General features: G+C 58.4%; 16 protein-coding genes. 10 read left to right on the forward strand and 6 right to left on the reverse strand.

Going from position 1 to position 17,734, the window contains the following annotated elements; translation table 11 throughout:
* Positions 1–85 precede the first annotated feature (85 nt).
* Together PMI22_RS07985 and PMI22_RS07980 are read right to left on the reverse strand one after the other, a co-directional pair.
* Positions 86–718, reverse strand: a complete 633-nt coding sequence (locus PMI22_RS07985) for a TetR family transcriptional regulator (RefSeq protein ID WP_007947550.1) — start codon at positions 716–718, stop codon at positions 86–88.
* 157 nt (positions 719–875) lie between these two features.
* Positions 876–1,262 carry a hypothetical protein gene (locus tag PMI22_RS07980; RefSeq protein WP_007947551.1) on the reverse strand — a complete coding sequence of 129 codons (387 nt, stop codon included), beginning with the start codon at positions 1,260–1,262 and terminating at the stop codon, positions 876–878.
* 387 nt (positions 1,263–1,649) lie between these two features.
* Between PMI22_RS07980 and PMI22_RS07975 the strand changes: the two genes are divergently transcribed.
* Positions 1,650–3,725 (forward strand): AsmA family protein, encoded by a 2,076-nt coding sequence (locus PMI22_RS07975; RefSeq protein WP_007947552.1) that lies wholly within the window; start codon positions 1,650–1,652, stop codon positions 3,723–3,725.
* Positions 3,726–3,847: 122 nt separating this feature from the next.
* On the opposite strand, the gene PMI22_RS07970 is transcribed toward PMI22_RS07975, so the two are convergent.
* Positions 3,848–4,747, reverse strand: a complete 900-nt coding sequence (locus PMI22_RS07970; RefSeq protein ID WP_007947553.1) for a LysR substrate-binding domain-containing protein — start codon at positions 4,745–4,747, stop codon at positions 3,848–3,850.
* Positions 4,748–4,868: 121 nt separating this feature from the next.
* Here PMI22_RS07970 and PMI22_RS07965 point away from each other — a divergent pair, with 121 nt between their 5' ends.
* From PMI22_RS07965 to PMI22_RS07955, 3 genes are all read left to right on the forward strand, one after another.
* Positions 4,869–5,507 (forward strand): FMN-dependent NADH-azoreductase, encoded by a 639-nt coding sequence (locus PMI22_RS07965; protein WP_007947554.1) that lies wholly within the window; start codon positions 4,869–4,871, stop codon positions 5,505–5,507.
* Positions 5,508–5,813, forward strand: coding sequence for a DMT family transporter (locus tag PMI22_RS07960; RefSeq protein WP_007947555.1), 306 nt, complete (start codon positions 5,508–5,510; stop codon positions 5,811–5,813).
* A 108-nt stretch (positions 5,814–5,921) separates the two neighbouring features.
* Positions 5,922–6,812, forward strand: a complete 891-nt coding sequence (locus tag PMI22_RS07955; protein WP_007947556.1) for an esterase/lipase family protein — start codon at positions 5,922–5,924, stop codon at positions 6,810–6,812.
* A gap of 92 nt (positions 6,813–6,904) precedes the next feature.
* Here the strand turns inward: PMI22_RS07955 and PMI22_RS07950 are convergent, their stop codons facing one another.
* The gene (locus tag PMI22_RS07950) at positions 6,905–7,792 is read right to left on the reverse strand and encodes a DMT family transporter (RefSeq protein WP_007947557.1); all 888 of its coding nucleotides are present in this window, start codon (positions 7,790–7,792) and stop codon (positions 6,905–6,907) included.
* A gap of 97 nt (positions 7,793–7,889) precedes the next feature.
* On the opposite strand from PMI22_RS07950, the gene PMI22_RS07945 reads away from it, so the two are divergent.
* The 4 genes from PMI22_RS07945 to PMI22_RS07930 all read left to right on the forward strand — a co-directional run bounded on the left by PMI22_RS07945 (position 7,890) and on the right by PMI22_RS07930 (position 13,519).
* Positions 7,890–8,672, forward strand: coding sequence for an AraC family transcriptional regulator (locus tag PMI22_RS07945; RefSeq protein ID WP_007947558.1), 783 nt, complete (start codon positions 7,890–7,892; stop codon positions 8,670–8,672).
* A 211-nt stretch (positions 8,673–8,883) separates the two neighbouring features.
* A complete protein-coding gene (locus PMI22_RS07940; RefSeq protein ID WP_157214448.1) occupies positions 8,884–11,892 on the forward strand; it encodes a DUF6543 domain-containing protein in 3,009 nt (1,002 codons plus the stop codon).
* A 90-nt stretch (positions 11,893–11,982) separates the two neighbouring features.
* Positions 11,983–12,288, forward strand: a complete 306-nt coding sequence (locus PMI22_RS07935) for a PsiF family protein (protein ID WP_007947560.1) — start codon at positions 11,983–11,985, stop codon at positions 12,286–12,288.
* A 217-nt stretch (positions 12,289–12,505) separates the two neighbouring features.
* The gene (locus PMI22_RS07930; RefSeq protein ID WP_007947561.1) at positions 12,506–13,519 is read left to right on the forward strand and encodes an AI-2E family transporter; all 1,014 of its coding nucleotides are present in this window, start codon (positions 12,506–12,508) and stop codon (positions 13,517–13,519) included.
* A gap of 103 nt (positions 13,520–13,622) precedes the next feature.
* On the opposite strand, the gene PMI22_RS07925 is transcribed toward PMI22_RS07930, so the two are convergent.
* Positions 13,623–14,888: an Hsp70 family protein gene (locus PMI22_RS07925; protein ID WP_007947563.1), complete on the reverse strand. Its 1,266-nt coding sequence runs from the start codon at positions 14,886–14,888 to the stop codon at positions 13,623–13,625.
* Positions 14,889–15,181: 293 nt separating this feature from the next.
* Between PMI22_RS07925 and PMI22_RS07920 the strand changes: the two genes are divergently transcribed.
* Together PMI22_RS07920 and PMI22_RS07915 are read left to right on the forward strand one after the other, a co-directional pair.
* Positions 15,182–16,129, forward strand: a complete 948-nt coding sequence (locus PMI22_RS07920; RefSeq protein ID WP_007947564.1) for a DnaJ C-terminal domain-containing protein — start codon at positions 15,182–15,184, stop codon at positions 16,127–16,129.
* Between the two features lie 23 nt (positions 16,130–16,152).
* Entirely contained in the window at positions 16,153–16,458 is a 306-nt protein-coding gene (locus PMI22_RS07915) for a chaperone modulator CbpM (RefSeq protein WP_007947566.1), read from the forward strand.
* Between the two features lie 143 nt (positions 16,459–16,601).
* Here PMI22_RS07915 and PMI22_RS07910 read toward each other — a convergent pair whose 3' ends face one another.
* The gene (locus PMI22_RS07910; RefSeq protein ID WP_007947567.1) at positions 16,602–17,729 is read right to left on the reverse strand and encodes a sensor histidine kinase; all 1,128 of its coding nucleotides are present in this window, start codon (positions 17,727–17,729) and stop codon (positions 16,602–16,604) included.
* Positions 17,730–17,734: the final 5 nt, after the last annotated feature.

Here is a 17,734-nt window from a genome sequence, read left to right on the forward strand (position 1 = left end):
CGAGCCTGCTCGCGAAGCCGTCGGCACAGTCAACATTGGAGGTGACTGACACTGCGCTTTCGCGAGCAGGCTCGCTCCCACTGGGTTATTCAGTGCTGCCTAGGCCTTGCCAGTGTTTGAGACCGATAAAGATGAAGCGCAGTTGCTGGGTGATCTTGGCCTGAGGCGTCAAATGTTCGGGGAGCGCCTCGGCCGGCGGGTCGATAATGTCCGGCAGGGTCGCGAACACACTTTTAACGATCAGATCAGCCATCACGCTCAAACCCGCGAGGTCGAGATGTTGCAGCTTGGGCATCAGGGACAAGTCAGCCGCCAAATCCGAGCTGATGTCTTCACGCAAACGGCCAATCGCCAATCGCACCGGCAATGAGCCGCCGTACTGTTCGCGAGCAAGAAACAGAAACTGCGAGCGATTGGCGCTGACCACATCGAGAAAGATCCGTACCGATGCATCAATGATGCCGCCCATGACGAATTCGTTATGGCGCACCAGGCGAATGGTTTCGCGGAAGGTCTGACCGACTTCGCTCACCAGCACCAGGCCCAATTCATCCATATCGGCAAAATGCCGGTAGAAACCGGTGGGCACGATGCCGGCGGTTCTGGTCACTTCGCGCAGACTGAGGCTGCCGAATCCTCGGCCACACTCCATCAGATGGCGAGCAGCGTCCATCAGGGCGTTGCGGGTTTGTTGTTTCTGTTCGGCGCGGGGCAGCATCGCAAGGGTGTTTTCTGGACAGGACAGCGGCGCACTCTAGCAAATCGGCTTCGCTGGCGTCGAACGACTATCGGGGATTCAGGCGGGGAAATGCAGCGCTCTGTAAGTCAAAAGCCCAATCCGGGGATTGGGCTTTTTCTCAGGGCGGCCATAGGGCTTAGCTCGTAGCGCTGTTGCGTTCGATTACACGGTCACCACCACCTTCGGCGAGGGTTTGACCTTGTGGAGTACGATCAGAACCGCCTTCAGCGAGGGTTTGACCTTGTGGGGTACGATCGGAACCGCCTTCAGCGAGGGTTTGACCTTGTGGAGTACGATCGGAACCGCCTTCAGCGAGGGTCTGGCCTTGTGGGGTACGGTCGGAACCGCCTTCAGCCAGGGTCTGGCCTTGTGGGGTGCGATCGGAGCCATCTGCGGCGACGGTTTGGCTGAACACCGAGTGGTTGTCTTTGACTTGGGGAGCGGCCTGATCAGGGGCTGGCAGCGCGAAAGCTGTGCTGGCTAGCATCGATAGGGTCAGGCTTAGCAGTAGTTGGCGTTTCATGATGGGTTGCTCCGTGGGAGGGCGATCAAGTGGGTACGAAGGCAATGCTACTCTCGAAAAATCGATATCAAAGTTCATAAACGCAATGGTAATAATCAATGGAATTGATTGTTCTGCTGCAAGGCTCTAAAACGGGCGTTTTCAGCGAGTGGTTTTGCCCTGGAACGGGTGGTTTCGACTCACTCGCGCCGCACAAAAGGGCGGGTCGCTAACGCTGCCTGAAGTGAGCAAAGTGCCCCGGACCGATTATTTGAACGTTAATGGGCGTTTCGGTTAAACCTGCACGCTTTTTTCCAGTCCTAGGTGTCATGGCAGGCCGGTTCTGGCCTAACGTTTCACACGTGCGTCGCAGTCGGGGCGTGCAGTCGTATTCAGGAGTCCTGTGCAATGACGCGCACCCCCAAGATTTTTGCCTGGACCTTTGCCAGCCTGGTTGTTCTGCTGGCGATACTCGTTTTGATCATCGTGTTTTTCGACTGGAACCGGATCAAACCCGCTATCAACACTAAAGTTTCTGAAGAGCTGCACCGTCCGTTCGCCATCAATGGCAACCTCGCGGTGGTTTGGCAGCGTGAGCCTGACGAGGGCGGCTGGCGGGGTTGGGTGCCGTGGCCGCATGTAGTGGCCGACGACTTGAGCCTGGGCAACCCGGACTGGTTGAAGCAACCGCAGATGGTCACCCTCAAACGCGTAGAACTACGAATTTCGCCGCTGGCCTTGCTGGCCCAGCGGGTGGTGATCCCGCGCATCGACTTGACCGAACCGAACGCCGACCTCCAGAGGCTGGCTGATGGCCGCGCCAACTGGACATTTAAATTCGATCCGAAAGACCCCGACGCCGAACCGTCGAACTGGGTGGTCGACATTGGCGCCATTGGCTTCGACAAGGGCCACGTCATCCTTGACGATCAGCACCTGAAGACTCAGCTCGACGTACTGATCGACCCGCTGGGCAAACCGATCCCGTTCAGCGACATCGTCGGTGACAAAGCAGCGAAAACCGCGGTTGAAAAGGGTGGCGCGCCGCAGGATTACGCGTTCGCCCTCAAGGTAAAAGGCCAATATCACGCGCAGAAACTCGAAGGCTCCGGCAAGATCGGCGGGTTGCTGGCGCTGCAGGACGCGACCAGGCCGTTTCCGCTGCAGGCTCAAATGAAGATTGCCGACACCCGCATAGAGCTGGCCGGCACCCTGACCGATCCCCTGAACCTTGGCTCGCTGGACTTGAGGCTGAAGCTGGCCGGCACCAGCCTGGGCAACCTCTACCCGCTGACCGGCGTGATACTGCCGGATACGTCGCCGTACGCCACCGACGGGCACCTGATTGCCAAGCTGCATGAACCGAGTGGCGCGGTTTACCGCTATGAAGCGTTCAACGGCAAGATCGGCGAGAGTGACATTCACGGCAGCCTGACTTACGTCGCCAGTCAGCCAAGGCCGAAACTCAGTGGTTCACTGCTCTCCGAGCAACTGTTGTTCGCCGACCTGGCACCTCTGATTGGTGCCGATTCCAATGCCAAGCAACAGGTCCGTGGCGGCGACAGCAAGCAGCCGACGGACAAAGTGTTGCCGGTCGAAGAATTCAGGACTGAGCGCTGGCGTGACATGGACGCCGACGTTGAATTCACCGGCAAGCGCATCATCCATAGCGAAAAACTGCCGATCAACGACCTCTTTACGCACTTGGTACTGACCGACGGCGTGCTCAGCCTCGCGCCCCTGCGCTTTGGTGTGGCGGGTGGCAATCTGGAGGCGCAGATTCGCTTGAATGGCAGAACCGAACCCATGGAGGGCCAGGCCAAACTTACCGCGCGAAAATTCAAGCTCAAGCAACTGTTCCCGACCTTCGAACCCATGAAAACCAGCTTCGGCGAGCTCAATGGTGATGCCGATATTTCCGGGCGCGGCAATTCGGTGGCCAAGCTATTGGGCAGCGCCAACGGCAATTTGAAAATGCTTATCAACGACGGTGCGATCAGCCGCGAGTTGATGGAACTGGCCGGGCTCAATGTCGGTAACTATGTGGTCGGCAAAATCTTTGGCGACAAAGAAGTGAAAATCAATTGTGCGGCGGCCGACTTCGACATCAAGACCGGGCTGGCGACCACGCGCCTGTTCGTCTTCGATACCGAAAATGCGATCGTCTACATTGATGGCACCGTGAACATGGCGACCGAACAACTTGACCTGACCATTACGCCGGAGTCGAAGGGCTGGCGTTTGATATCGCTGCGCTCGCCACTGTACGTGCGGGGCAAGTTCATCAAGCCGCAGGCCGGTGTGAAAGCCGTGCCGCTGATGCTGCGTGGGGCCGGGATGGTGGCGTTGGGCGTGATTGCGGCACCGGCGGCGGGGTTGCTGGCGCTGATAGCGCCCAGTGGTGGTGAGCCGAATCAGTGTGCGCCGTTGCTGGAGCAGATGAAGGCCGGGAAGGCGCCGGTGACGGTCAAACCCAGTAAGTAAATTACGCCGTCTGTACTGACGCCATCGCGAGCAGGCTCGCTCCCACATTGGACCGATGTCCGCAGTACTAATGTGGGAGCGAGCCTGCTCGCGATGGCGGCCTATCAGGCGCAACAGATCTTTCAGAAGGTATGCCCGGACAGCAACGCCTCCTCACGCAACCACGCAAAAAATGCCCGGACCGGCGGATGCCGCTCGCGCCCGGGTACACAAAGCGCGCTGTAACCGGCGCCATCGACCTGAATCTCGCCGCGATAAGCCACCAGCAACCCACTGGCCACGCTTTCCGATACCAGAATATTGCTCGCCAGCACCAAACCCTGGCCGGCAATCGCTGCTTGCAGGGCGTAGTGCTCTTCGTCGTATTCCCGGATCGCCGGTTTGCCCGCCAACCATGCCTCGCCTGACTGCGCGCACCATGCCTCCCAGCCGTGAGCGTACAACTTGGAGTTGTGCCAGCGCACGCTGATGAGCGTGGGCGTATGAGTGGTGGCCAGCGCGACTTGCTCGGGCGAGCCGTACACCCCGAAGGTCTCATCGAACAGGCACTGCCCATACAGGTTCGGGTAGGTGTCGAGGCTGTAGCGCAGCACCAGATCGACGCTGGCGTCCTGATGCAAGTCGATGACTTCGCAGTGGGTGTCCAGGCGCAGGCTGATGCCGGGGTGGCGCGCGTAAAAGCGCCCGAGGCGCGGCACCAGCCATAAGGCCGCAAATGCTGCGGTGGTGGAGACCGTCAGGCTGGCGCCACTGCGTTGCGGACGCAACGTGTCGACGCTTTGCGCCACGTCCAGAAAGGCACCGTGCAGGCTGCGAAATAACCGTTCACCGCCCTCGGTCAGGCGCACTTGTCGTGGCAATCGCTCGAACAGTGCAACGCCGAGCCAGGTTTCCAGTGAACGAATCTGATGCGACACCGCCGTGGGCGTCACTGACAGCTCTTCGGCCGCCGCCTTGAAGCTCAGCAGGCGGGAAGCCGATTCAAAGGCGCGCAGGGCGGTCAATGGTAAGGATGCAAACATGGAGAAGCTCCATGGATGAATTGGATTCATCTCGACTGATTTCTGCTCATTTGAAGCGCGTGGCGGGTGGCTTCAATCTAAAAGTCACACGCTGATTGAGTGTAATCCCAAGGAGATTCAGATGAGTAATATTCTTGCCGTTCACGCCAGCCCCCGTGGCGATCGCTCGCATTCGCGCCGTTTGGCCGAAGTGTTTTTATCGGCCTGGAAAGCCCGAAATCCTCAGTCCACCCTGACTCGTCGCGAAGTCGGACGGGCGCTGATTCCGCCGGTCAACGAAGCCTTTGTGGCCGCCGCGTTTTACCCCGAGCCGGATGCGCGACCGCTGTCGATGCGGGCGGATCTGGCCTTCAGCGATCAGTTGGTGAGCGAGTTGCTCGGCCATGATCTGCTGGTGATTTCCACGCCGATGCACAACTTCAGCATCCCCAGTGGCCTCAAGGCGTGGATCGATCAGATTGTGCGGCTCGGGCTGACGTTCAATCACACTCTGGACAATGGTGTGGCCCAATACGAACCGCTGGTAAAGGGCAAAAAAGCGCTGATCGTTACCAGTCGCGGCGGGTTTGGCTTTGGGCCGGGTGGTGAACTGGAGGCCATGAACCACGCTGATCCATTACTGCGCACGGCGCTGGGGTTCATCGGCATCACCGACATCACCGTGGTGGCCGCCGAGGGCGAAGAGTCCGAGGCGCGCACGTTCCAGATCTCCGCCGCCGAGGCCGAGCAGCGTCTACTGGCGCTGGCCAGGGAGTTCTGAATGGCCTGGCTGTTTCTGCTGATCGCCGCCGGGTTTGAAGTCACCTTTGCCATGGGCATGAAATACGCCGAAGGCTTCACCCGGCTCTGGCCGTCGCTGATCACCGTGGTCGCGGCCGTGGGCGGGATTTACTTCCTGACCCTGGCCATGCGCGAGCTGCCGGTCAGCATCGCTTACCCGATCTGGACCGCCATCGGTTCACTGGGCACGGTGTTTCTCGGGTTTGCGCTGCTGGGCGAAAGCCTGACCGCAATCAAACTGGTGTCGGTCGGGTTGATCGTGGCGGGGGTGGTTGGGCTCAAGTAGGGCGGATGTCATAGACTGGTCGTCGAGTTGTCATCTTCGCTGACGATGCTTGGCTGATGTCTTGCATCCAGCCTTGCTTCGTCTCACCGATCACAAGGACGTTCGCCCATGTCGCAAGGTTCCGCCACGCGCTACCCGTTGGTGTTGGTCCCGGGAATGCTCGGTTTTATCCGACTGGTGCTCTATCCCTACTGGTACGGCATCGTCTCGGCATTGCGCCAGGGTGGGGCGATCGTGTTTGCGGTGCAGGTCTCGCCGCTCCATTCCAGTGAAGTGCGCGGTGAGCAGCTGCTGGTGCGAATCGAGGAAATCCTGCGCGAGACCGGGGCCGGGAAGGTCAACCTGATCGGCCACAGCCAGGGCTCGCTGACAGCCCGTTACGCGGCGGCCAAACGACCGGACCTCGTGGCGTCGGTGACCTCGGTGGCCGGGCCGAATCACGGCTCTGAACTGGCCGATTACCTGCACAAGCACTATCCGCACGACAGCGCCAAGGGCCGGCTTATGAGTTTTCTGTTACGGATAATCGCCGCGCTGATGAGCCTGTTCGAAACCGGTTATCGCGGACCGAAGCTGCCGGTGGATATCCACGCGTCCCATCATTCACTCACCACCGAAGGCGTGGCGCTGTTCAATCAGCGTTATCCACAGGGCCTGCCTGAAACCTGGGGCGGGCACGGGCCGGAAGAGGTTAACGGCGTGCGCTATTACTCGTGGTCCGGGACCTTGCAGCCGGGCAAGACGGATAGCGGGTGCAACCTGTTTGACGGGACGAATCGCAGTTGTCGGCTGTTTGCCAAAACTTTTGTGAACGAGGTCGGGCATTGCGACGGGATGGTCGGGCGGTACAGCTCGCACCTGGGCACGGTGATTGGCGATGATTATCCGATGGATCACTTTGACATCGTCAATCAGTCGCTGGGATTGGTCGGGAAGGGCGCCGAGCCGATCCGCTTGTTTGTCGAGCATGCCGCCCGGCTTAAAGCGGCCGGCGTCTAGACCGAGTCGCCCTTATCGCGAGCAGGCTCGCTCCCACAGGGGAATGCGGTCAATTGTGGGCGTGAGACCGGCTTGCCGGCGATGACGTCAGTTCAGGCAACACGAACCTTACGGCCAATCACCGTCGTCCACCGCCCCGAAAGCACCACCCCACCCAACGTCAATACCCCGCCCACCAGGTGATACATCGCCAATTGCTCATGCAGCACCACCGCCGCGATCAGCGCGGTAATCAACGGCAGCAAGTTGAAAAACAGCGTGGTCCGGCTGGGTCCCAAACGCACCACCGCCTGCATCCACGCCAGTGGCGCCAGCATCGAAGCCAGCAGGCAGGCGTAAAGCACCAGCGGAATGTTTTGCAGTGTCGGGCCGATCTTCGGCGAGGCGACAAACAGCGGAAACAGCACCACCACCGCCACCAACACCTGCAAATACAACAACACCAGCGGCGGCAAGCGCAGCTGCCATTTTTTCAGCAGTGTGCTGTAAATCGCATAGGCCAGGGTGGCGACCAGCATCATCGCGTCGCCCATGTTCACGCCGTGTTCAAGCAGCGCGCCGAGGCTGCCGGACGACACCACCACCAATACGCCGGCAAACGACAACACCGCGCCGGCCAATGCGCCAGCGGTCAAGCGTTGACCGAGGCTGACAATCGCCATGGCCAACGACATCAATGGCATCAGCGACAGGATAATCCCCATGTTGGTTGCAGAAGTCAGTGCCGCGGCGAAGTAGGCGAGGCTTTGGTAAACCGCCATGCCTAGCACGCCAAGAACGAAAATCTTGGCCAGGTTGGGGCGAATCAGCGGCCAATGCGCGATCACCGGTTTGAGCATGAACGGCGTGAACAAAATCCCGGCCAACAGCCAGCGATAGAAACCGATCTCGGCGGGGAAGATGGCCCCGGCTGACATTTTGGTGATCACGGTGTTGCCAGCCCAAATGAAAATGGCCAGCAGGGGATAAGCGTATTGCATCAGAAAAAACCAGAACGTTAATGAGGGGCAATTATCCGCTTGTCTGGATGCAAGCCTATACTTCGATCCAGACAACCTGCCCCGGATGACGGACAGCATGAACAGTAAACACATTGACCTGCTGGACTTCGCCGAACTGCCAGCCCCGGTCTATTTCCGCTACGCCGATTTCAACACCCATGAGTACGCCTCGGCACACCGGCATCCGTGGGGCACGCTCGAGTATTCGGCCAATGGCGTGTTGCACATGGAAATCGGCAACAACCGATTCATGTCGCCGCCGCAATACGCGGTGTGGGTGCCGCCCGGGACCGAGCACAGCTTCTATAGCAACCAGCCGATCAACTACCGCGCGGTTTGCCTGGCGCCCTCGCTGTGCAGCGAGTTGCCGCAACAGGCCTGCACGCTGGCGATCAGCGATATTCTCAAAGCGATCCTCAAGGATTTCGCCGCTCGCGACGTGAAGATCCCTGAACGTGATGCCGACCGACGTCTGGCTCAGGTGCTGGTCGATCAACTTAGGCAAGCGCCTGTGCACGAATGTTATCTGCCGTACGCCAGCAGCAGCGGACTTATGGCAATCCTCCAGGCGTTGCACGACGCCCCTGACAACAACCAGCCTCTGGCTCATTGGGCCGCACAGGTGCATGTCAGTGAGCGGACCCTGGCCCGGCAGTTTATCCGCGAATTAGGTATGAGTTTCGGTGAATGGCGCCAGCGCTTGCGTTTCCTTGCGGCAATTGAAGCGCTGAAAGGCCCGCGTAGCGTACAGGCCATCGCATTCGACCTTGGTTACAGCAGCGGTTCGGCGTTTATCGCCATGTTCGCGCGTCAGGCCGGGTGCACGCCGGAGCATTATCGGCGTAACAGCGCTTTTTGATTGTTTTTCGAAAACTTTCTTACGAAGTGTTGCGAGTTGGTTTTTAGTAAAAATACTGCAGATGCGGGACCTTGCAAATAGATGTAAACAGGCACCCTGGAACCAAGACACCCGGCAATGAAGCCACAATAAATCACAAGGATGAAGATTCATGGCAACCCGACGGCCTACCAGAGGCTCTATCAACGCTGACGCTCGAACACCGGGTTCGATGCCCGCGGACGTACAGACTCCGCACCCCGATACCCCGTCCCGTATCAATCTCGATCCCGTGACGGGAATAGTTCGGACTCAGTTGCCGGAGATCAGCAGAGTCCCTGAAAACTCCGAACCGCACGGCACAGGCACGTCGTCGATAACGGTCAGCGAGATAAATTCCAGCACCGGCTTCAGCTTCGAATCGGCTACTGCATCAGCGGCCCGTCCGTTAAAAGATTATCGGATTCCCGAGTCTGCCAAGTTGCCACCGGCCGATATCAAAGGCGACGGTTTGCGCAAATTCAAAGGCTTTCAGTATGCCGATATTGCAGGCGTCGGCATCGTACAGGTCGGCAAAGACCCCGAAACCGGACTGTACCGCGCCACGACGTCCAGGGAGCTGAGACCTTCTGGTCCTGTGCTTATACGAGATCCGGTCAGCAAGCTTTGGCGCCTGCGCACTGAAGCCGAGTCAGCGAGCGCAGCCTCGACCGATCCTCGATACGCCTATCAGCGTGCGATCGAAGGCGAGCAACCATACACATGGGATGAGCGGACCCTGATCAATCGTCTCGGCGCGCAGGCACGCGGTCTGGAAGAGGCCTGTGCGGATATTCTTGCGGTGAGTCGCGTCGATGTGAACGCAGTCCGCCGCATGTATGCCAACCATGAACGAATCATTCCTTTGCTCCAGGATACGGTGGCCCGATTCAGGATCGATCGCGAGATTGGTCGCTTCATCGACACTATAAAAAGCGCCCATGCACCTGATTATTTGCAAGCTGACCTGCAATTTCAGTTCGCACTGCTCAATGATGTTTGGCCGGGCAAGGCGATGGCGTTGCTGGACGCTGATGGCAAGCTGTTGAAAGGACTTGGCCCGGCAGACGCCACCCCGGTGCCCCTATCGCGCGATCAGTTCATCGATGGCGATCTGCTCAAAACCTTGCTGTCGCACCTGAATGAGGCTGAAACCAAAACGCTGCTGAACATTGCCCCCAGTGAACTGCTGAGCACGCCTGAAGCGAATGCCCGGCGACTCAGAAGCCAACTTGCACAGCGGGCTGAGCAGCGTAAGGCCTACCTGTTTGATCAACGTTATCGCAGTGCCGATCGGGCCACGACTCCCGAAGCGATCGTCGTTCAGGACAAGCTGGAGGGGCTGCCGGGTGTTGTAGTCCGAGAACTGGTGGACATCGCCACGCCGGCGGAGCTGCAAGAAATCAGGCTTGGTCTCCTCCCCCGCAGACTTGAAAACCTGGGGCGATGGGCGCTTCAGGATGTCCGTATCAGTCGTGCTTACGAAGGCCTTTATCTGGAATCGGTCGATACTACGGATACCTTCAGGCTTGCTCTGCATTCGTTGGAAAATCTGGGGGCTTGGGGGCATGAAGTACGCCTCGACATTCATCTTCATCGCTACGGTGGAAAACTACTTCACACTTTCGGTAAAGCCGACGCGGCGACCCATCTTACTTTTGTCGAGGGTGAAAACGGGACTTACCAGGCTTACGATGACGCAGGCAACGCAATGCATTCCGCCAGCGCCCCCTACAACTCGCTCCTACATACACTTCCAGACCAAGCCCGGAAGTGGTTCAACCTTGAAGAAGGTGATACGAAGTCGTTGAAAGCAATTCTGCGCACTAATGCGTTGAAGCCTTACCAGTTACGGGAGGTGCTGCCCAATCTGCCTGCACTGCAATGGACTGCGTTTGACCCGAACTTCATGCGGCTGCGCGCAGGGTTGCCCACATCCGATGGGGAAGTGGCGCAATTGCGCGCCATTGCGGTCAAGTACGCAGAACTTGACCAATTGTCGTTTGATGAGGCAATTCCGACGTTTGAAAAATACAACTATCTGCGCGGTTTGAAGTGGTTGCACGAGCGTCTTCCCTATCAGTGTTTTTTATTGCTGCAGAATGCGTTGTATAAAGCCAATGGCGAAAGCTATGACGCCAATCTGATGGTAATCCAGAGCATTGAAGCACTACCTGAGTTGCAATCATTGATGTTGCCCGAGCAGTTCAGTTCGTTGACTCGACGCCTGTTCACTGACGACGCTCTGGTGCCGCTCACTGAGACCGAACGAAATCTGGCTGCCAATGCACGCAATCTGCGGCAGACCGGGCGAATCAATGAGTACGAATCCATGCAGCGTGCCGTTCGAGAAAACGGCATGGCGCCAAGCGAGGCGCTGGTCGAACTGCGAGAAGTGCTTCCTGAAAAGGTGATAGCGCAGCAGGCCCCCGTCGAAGTGTCTGCATTGGTGATGGCTGATTTGCAAATGGCGCAGCGTGCAATCTATCGAGCGAAGGAGCTTTTGCCTCTGTCAGGTAATCAGTTGCCGAGCATTTGGGAAAAAGGTGGCTCGGCCATCTCGAAAATCAAAGGTATCAGGGAACTGAATCTAGAGACGGGTGGGTTCACGGCGAAAATGACGATTGCTGAAGCTGCTCGCAAAGCTATCGAGATCATGGGGGGTAACTGTTCGGAGAACTCAAAGGTTACTTTTTCCATTCTGGCCAATCAGCCCAGAACCTCGAAAGTCCATATTGTCAAAGCGACGGCGTTTGACCACCAATTTGTGGTGATAGGTGATGATTTAAGCATGCCCGCTCAACTTGTCGTTGCCGACTCGTGGCCGGAATTTCCAGCTGCACATCTCGCCAACAATAGTCACTTCGGCTTCGAGTTGCCGCCGATTTTGACGTTGGAGCCCGGCCCGGCGATTGCTGACTACGCTTTTATCAACGAGGCTCTACCCGGGCCGGCGGCAATGCCCGAAGTTTCCGAAGGCAACACCTTCAGACAGATCAAAATGGACAAACTGTACAAGAGTGGTTATGCGCAGTTCGTCTCCTTGAGCTGGGTGGGTACTACTTATTACGCTGAACCTGGAGCCGTTCCTGTTTCGTTCGAGAAGTTATCCGTTCATACCGTCAACAAACGCTTTGGTGCTTACAACCACTACTTGGACGCTTTCAAAGAGTTTCAAAGCTCTGATCAAGTGACTGAGTAAAGCACCAGAATCGCACGATCGTGCAATAGGTTTTGTCTACACTCCAGCATGAGGCCGCGCCTCTCGGCGCGGCAACAAGGAGAAAACTCCATGATGATGTTGCGTGTCCCTTTGTTGATAATCGGCTTGCTGCTCTGCTCCCAGAGCTTCGCGACCACACCTCAGCAGGAAAAGATGACTGTATGCAACGCCGACGCGACGGCAAAAAGCCTCAAAGGTGATGAGCGCAAAATGTTCATGAGCAACTGCCTTAAAACCGAGGCGGCCGTCCCGGACATCAAAACCCTGACCCCTCAGCAACAGAAGATGAAAACCTGCAATGCCGATGCCACCACCAAATTGCTCAAAGGTGATGAGCGCAAGGCGTTCATGAGTGATTGCCTGAGGAACAAATAGGTGTGGGGGGTTGAGGGCCTCATCGCGAGCAGGCTCGCTCCCACAATGGTTCTCGGTTCGCAGCACCAGTGTGGGAGCGAGCCTGCTCGCGAAGGGGGCAGTCGGGCCACTGCAAAAATCGCCCGAACCCCGACCAAGGTCGACATACACAATTCCTAGTGCTGTCACCGGAACGCTGGCAGACTGCCAATCCTTTTACGGTTCGTTTTGAGGCTGTATGCCAACGTTTTCTCAACGCCACGTTTTGCTGCTGATCAGTTGGTTCATCATTTTTGGTGGTTTGTTGCTGGTGATCCCGCTGCGCTTGTTGCCTAGCCTGCTGGCCGGTCTGCTGGTGTTCGAACTCGTCAATATGCTCACGCCGCAATTGCAGCGGCTGATCGAAGGTCGGCGCGCGCGCTGGCTGGCGGTGGCATTGCTTGGAACCTTGGTCGTAAGTGTGCTGGCGCTGATCTTTGCCGGTGCCTTCAGTTTCTTGCTCCACGAAGCGGAAAACCCCGGCGCTTCCCTCGACAAATTCATGGGCGTGGTCGACCGGGCGCGCGGGCAACTGCCGCCATTCATCGACGCCTATCTGCCCGCCAGTGCCGGTGAATTCCGCCTGGCCATCGGCGAATGGATCAGCAAGCACTTGAGCGACTTGCAGCTGGTCGGCAAGGATGCGGCGCACATGTTTGTGACGCTGCTGATCGGCATGGTGCTGGGGGCGATCATTGCCTTGCAGCGCGCGCCGGACGTGACCAAACGCAAGCCTCTGGCGGCCGCGTTGTTCGACCGCTTGCGCCTGCTGGTCCAGGCCTTCCGTAACATCGTGTTTGCACAGATCAAGATTTCGCTGCTGAACACCTTTTTCACCGGAATTTTCCTGGCGGTAGTCCTGCCGATGTTCGGCATCAAGCTGCCGCTGACCAAAACCCTGATCGTGCTGACGTTCCTGCTCGGTCTGCTGCCGGTGATAGGCAACCTGATGTCGAACACCCTGATCACCATTGTCGGCATGTCGCTGTCGATCTGGGTTGCAGCGGCGGCGCTGGGTTATCTGATCGTTATCCACAAGCTTGAATACTTTCTCAACGCGCGCATTGTCGGCGGGCAGATCAGTGCAAAATCTTGGGAGTTGCTACTGGCGATGCTGGTGTTCGAGGCCGCGTTCGGCCTGCCGGGGGTGGTGGCCGGGCCGATTTATTACGCGTATCTGAAGAGTGAATTGAAGCTGGTGGGGATGGTTTGACGACAGCTGCAAGTTTCAAGCTTCAAGCTGCAAGTTAAAGCCAGTGGCGAACACCGCACCTGCTCTTACTTGAAGCTTGCAGCTTGACGCTCGCAACTGCTTTTCAGCCATACCGCTTGGCCGCTTCAATCGCCAACCCGCTACCAATGCTGCCGAAGATGTTCCCTTCCACATGCCGCGCATTCGGCAACATCGCCGATACGCTGTTGCGCAAGGCCGGAATTCCGCTCGAACCGCCGGTGAAGAACACCGTGTCTACCTGATCGACCCGCACATTCGCGTCGTTGAGCATCTGGGTCACGCTGTTGCGCACGCGTTCCAGCAGCGCTTCGATGGCCGATTCAAACAACGCGCGGGTCAGTTCTACACTCAATCCCGGCTCGATGCGGTCCAGCGGCACATGGCGGCTGTCGGCGTGGGTCAGCTGGATCTTGGTTTCTTCCACTTCCATGGCCAGCCAATGGCCGGCGCGCTGGTCGATCAGCTTGAACAGGCGATCGATACCGCCAGTGTCTTCGATGTCGTAACGCATGCTGCCCAAGGCCAGGGTCGACTTTTGCGAGTACACCGAGTTGATGGTGTGCCAGGTCGCCAGGTTCATGTGGTGGCTGGTGGGCATGTAGGCGCCGCTCTTCATGCGGCTGCCGTAGCCGAACAGCGGCATCAGGCCTTGCAGGCTCAGTTGCTTGTCGAAATCGGTCCCGCCGATGTGCACGCCGCCGGTGGCGAGGATGTCATCGTGACGGTTGTCGTGGGTGCGGCGCTCAGGGGACAGGCGCACCAGCGAGAAGTCGGAGGTACCACCGCCGATATCGACGATCAGCACCAACTCTTCCTTTTCAATGGTCGACTCATAGTCGAACGCCGCGGCAATCGGTTCGTACTGGAACGAAACATCCTTGAAGCCAATGGCGCGGGCCACGTCCACCAAGGTGTTTTCGGCTTCCTGGTCGGCCATTTCATCGTCATCGACGAAAAACACCGGACGGCCCAGCACCACTTCCTCGAACTCCCGACCGGCGGCTGTTTCGGCGCGCTTCTTCAACTGGCCGATAAACAGCCCGAGCAGGTCCTTGAACGGCATCGCCGTGCCGAGAACGCTGGTGTCGTGCTTGATCAGCTTGGAGCCCAGCAGGCTCTTGAGCGAGCGCATCAACCGGCCTTCGTAGCCTTCCAGGTACTCGTGCAGCGCCAGCCGGCCGTACACCGGGCGGCGTTCTTCCATATTGAAGAAGACCACCGAAGGCAGGGTGATCTTGTCGTCCTCCAGCGCGATCAGCGTTTCCATGCCGGGGCGCAGCCAGCCGACGGTGGAGTTGGACGTGCCAAAGTCGATACCACAGGCACGGGCTGGAGATGCGTTTTTCATGTCTTTCGAGTTCCGGTTAAAAAACGGCCGCGCAGTGTATGTCAGTGCGACGAATATTCGAAGGCCGACTATCCGCTAATTCGCAGTCATTAGCGCTTGAAAGACTCAGCTTTGCCCCAAACTTGCTGGCATGGGCCTGGTAGCCAACCGGCGGTCGCAAGAACCGCCGCCCGCTGCCGATAAACTTCTGACGCGCTGCCCGGTCACAAATTTGAGATCGGTCAATCCAAACGCTGCAAACAAGAGCATGCTGTGCCTGGCTGCGCGATTTGATAACGGATGGTGATCCTTAGATGGACTTCAAAGACTATTACAAGATTCTGGGTGTGGAGCCGACGGCTGACGACAAGGCGATCAAGGCTGCCTATCGCAAGCTTGCGCGCAAATACCACCCCGATGTCAGCAAGGAAAAGGACGCCGAGGCCAAGTTCAAGGACGCCTCGGAAGCCTATGAAGCGCTGAAAAGTGCCGACAAGCGCGCCGAATATGACGACTTGCGCAAATATGGCCAGCACGGCCAACCGTTCCAGGGCCCGCCAGGGTGGCAGGGACGTGGCGCAGGCGGTTTCGGTGGCGGTCAGGACGCGGGCGATTTCTCGGACTTTTTCAGTTCGATTTTCGGCAACCGTGGCCCTGGTTTCAATGGTGGACAGTCGCGTCGCAGCACAGGGCGTCGAGGGCAAGACGTGGAAATGGAACTCGGGATTTTTCTGGAAGAAACCCTCTCGAACGAATCGAAGAAGGTCACCTTCCAGGTGCCGCAGTACAACGCTGCCGGCCAGCACGTCAGCAACACCAGCAAAAGCCTGAACGTGAAAATCCCGGCCGGCGTGACCGACGGCGAGCGCATCCGCCTCAAAGGCCAGGGTGCCCCAGGTGTCGGTGGCGGTGCCAATGGCGACCTGTACCTGACGATCCGTTTTGCGCCGCACCCCAAATTTGATGTCGAAGGCGAGAACCTGATCATCACGTTGCCATTGGCACCGTGGGAGCTGGCGCTCGGCGCCGAAGTCGCGGTACCGACCCTGACCGGCAAGATCAACCTCAAGGTGCCGGCCGGCAGTCAGAATGGCCAGCGCATGCGTGCCAAGGGCCACGGTTTGATGAGCAAGACGGGTGAGCGCGGCTTCCTGTTTGTGCAACTCAAGGCCGTCATGCCAAAAGCATCGAGCGATGAGGTCAAGGCGTTGTGGCAGGAACTGGCGAAAAAAGCCGAGTTCAACCCAAGAGAAAACTTCTGATCCAAGAGACGGAGTAGCCCATCATGAGCAGCCCCCTGATCGTTCACCTGGACCTGGCAGAATTCTGTGAGGCGACCGACTTGTCGGACGTCTACGTGATCGAAATCGTCGAACACGGCATCCTCGAACCTCAGGGCACGCAGCCCAAGGATTGGCGTTTCAACGATTACGAACTGGCGCTGGCCAAGCGTGCCGCCAAGCTGCGGCATGACCTGGAACTGGAATGGGAAGGCGTCGCCCTGGCGCTGGACCTGCTCGAAGAGGTCCAGCAACTGCGGGCCGAGAACCGGATGCTCAAGCAGCGGTTGGGGCGGTTGGTGGTTGAATAGGTGTTCTGGTGATTCTCTAGTGCCTGTCAGTCCGCTTTCGCGAGCAGGCTCGCACCCACATTTAGACCACATTCATCCAGCAGGAATACGGTCGAAGGTGGGAGCGAGCCTGCTCGCGAAGAACGATAACTCGGTATCCCTGCCTACCCGTTCCTGGGCAACACCACCGTAAACAGCGTCCCGTCAGTCTCGTTCGAGCTGACCTCTATCGTCCCGCCATGGGCATTCACCACTTCGTTGACGATGAACAACCCCAAGCCAAGGCTGGTCGTTGGCTGACCCAATTCCTCGTCGGCGCTGCGCACCAGCGGATCGAATATCGTGCTCAGAGCGTCCTCGGGAATCGGCACGCCAAAATTGTGCACCGTCAGGCGAACCGTATCCGGCTCCCCTATAACGGTGACGGTGACGTCCCGTTTGTTCAAACCGTGCTGCAACGCATTGCCAATCAGGTTTTGTAGCAGCTGATCAAGGCGCCCGGCATCCCAGACACCTCGGGTATCGCCCACGACGCTTACTATCGGGTCGCACTCCGGGTTACCGGCGCATGCGACGGCAATCGCGGTATGGGCGGCGTCCGCCAGGTCCATGGGCGCCGGTTCAATGGGCAGGCTCTTGCCCAATCGACTGCGCACCAGTTCCAGCAAATCGCTGACCATCACCGCCATGTGCCGAGCACCACGCTTTATGCTGTTCGCACAGGCCAACGCGTCGCCTTCGAGCGCGGTTTTACGCAGCAGCAGTTCGGTGGACATGCTCACGGCTTGCAGCGGTGCACGCAGGTCATGACCGAGGATCGCCAGAAAGATATCCCGTGAGCGATTGACCTGTTCGGCATAGGCCGCAGTGGACTCGGCGAGGGCTTCGTCGATGGCTTCGTTGAAGCGGATCATGTCCTGGAAGTAGGCCAGGTCCGGTGATTCGAGGCTGTTGACCCACAAGCGAATCACACAGGCTCGCAGGTGGCGGAATTCGCTGGTCATCTGCACCAGATCGAAACCCACGGTATGGCGCAGCTCGCCATGGCTGGCGCCGGCCGCATCCAGGCTTGGGGTTTTCTCCGGCCCTTCACCCTTGGCCTTGGCGACCTGTTCGCTGGCGGTTTGTGCTGTTGTCATGTCTCGGGCAGCCGCTAACAGGATCGCCTTGGCGTGATCGCGCAAGGCCACACGATCCATATTTTCGGCCGCTGGCGTGATGGTTCTGGCGAACTGCTCCCATTCATCGACGATACGGTCCACGTGTTGCCTGATGAATTCGGATAAGCGCATGGCCG

Source organism: Pseudomonas sp. GM21 (assembly GCF_000282215.1).
Taxonomy (GTDB): Bacteria; Pseudomonadota; Gammaproteobacteria; order Pseudomonadales; family Pseudomonadaceae; genus Aquipseudomonas.

Coding starts and splice junctions, on each gene's coding strand:
- PMI22_RS07945 (WP_007947558.1), top strand. CDS start 7,890: ATGAACAGTAAACACATTGACCTGCTGGACTTCGCCGAACTGCCAGCC.
- PMI22_RS07935 (WP_007947560.1), top strand. CDS start 11,983: ATGATGATGTTGCGTGTCCCTTTGTTGATAATCGGCTTGCTGCTCTGC.
- PMI22_RS07970 (WP_007947553.1), bottom strand. CDS start 4,747: ATGTTTGCATCCTTACCATTGACCGCCCTGCGCGCCTTTGAATCGGCT.
- PMI22_RS07940 (WP_157214448.1), top strand. CDS start 8,884: ATGCCCGCGGACGTACAGACTCCGCACCCCGATACCCCGTCCCGTATC.
- PMI22_RS07930 (WP_007947561.1), top strand. CDS start 12,506: ATGCCAACGTTTTCTCAACGCCACGTTTTGCTGCTGATCAGTTGGTTC.
- PMI22_RS07965 (WP_007947554.1), top strand. CDS start 4,869: ATGAGTAATATTCTTGCCGTTCACGCCAGCCCCCGTGGCGATCGCTCG.
- PMI22_RS07960 (WP_007947555.1), top strand. CDS start 5,508: ATGGCCTGGCTGTTTCTGCTGATCGCCGCCGGGTTTGAAGTCACCTTT.
- PMI22_RS07925 (WP_007947563.1), bottom strand. CDS start 14,888: ATGAAAAACGCATCTCCAGCCCGTGCCTGTGGTATCGACTTTGGCACG.
- PMI22_RS07980 (WP_007947551.1), bottom strand. CDS start 1,262: ATGAAACGCCAACTACTGCTAAGCCTGACCCTATCGATGCTAGCCAGC.
- PMI22_RS07950 (WP_007947557.1), bottom strand. CDS start 7,792: ATGCAATACGCTTATCCCCTGCTGGCCATTTTCATTTGGGCTGGCAAC.
- PMI22_RS07985 (WP_007947550.1), bottom strand. CDS start 718: ATGCTGCCCCGCGCCGAACAGAAACAACAAACCCGCAACGCCCTGATG.
- PMI22_RS07910 (WP_007947567.1), bottom strand. CDS start 17,729: ATGCGCTTATCCGAATTCATCAGGCAACACGTGGACCGTATCGTCGAT.
- PMI22_RS07975 (WP_007947552.1), top strand. CDS start 1,650: ATGACGCGCACCCCCAAGATTTTTGCCTGGACCTTTGCCAGCCTGGTT.
- PMI22_RS07920 (WP_007947564.1), top strand. CDS start 15,182: ATGGACTTCAAAGACTATTACAAGATTCTGGGTGTGGAGCCGACGGCT.
- PMI22_RS07915 (WP_007947566.1), top strand. CDS start 16,153: ATGAGCAGCCCCCTGATCGTTCACCTGGACCTGGCAGAATTCTGTGAG.
- PMI22_RS07955 (WP_007947556.1), top strand. CDS start 5,922: ATGTCGCAAGGTTCCGCCACGCGCTACCCGTTGGTGTTGGTCCCGGGA.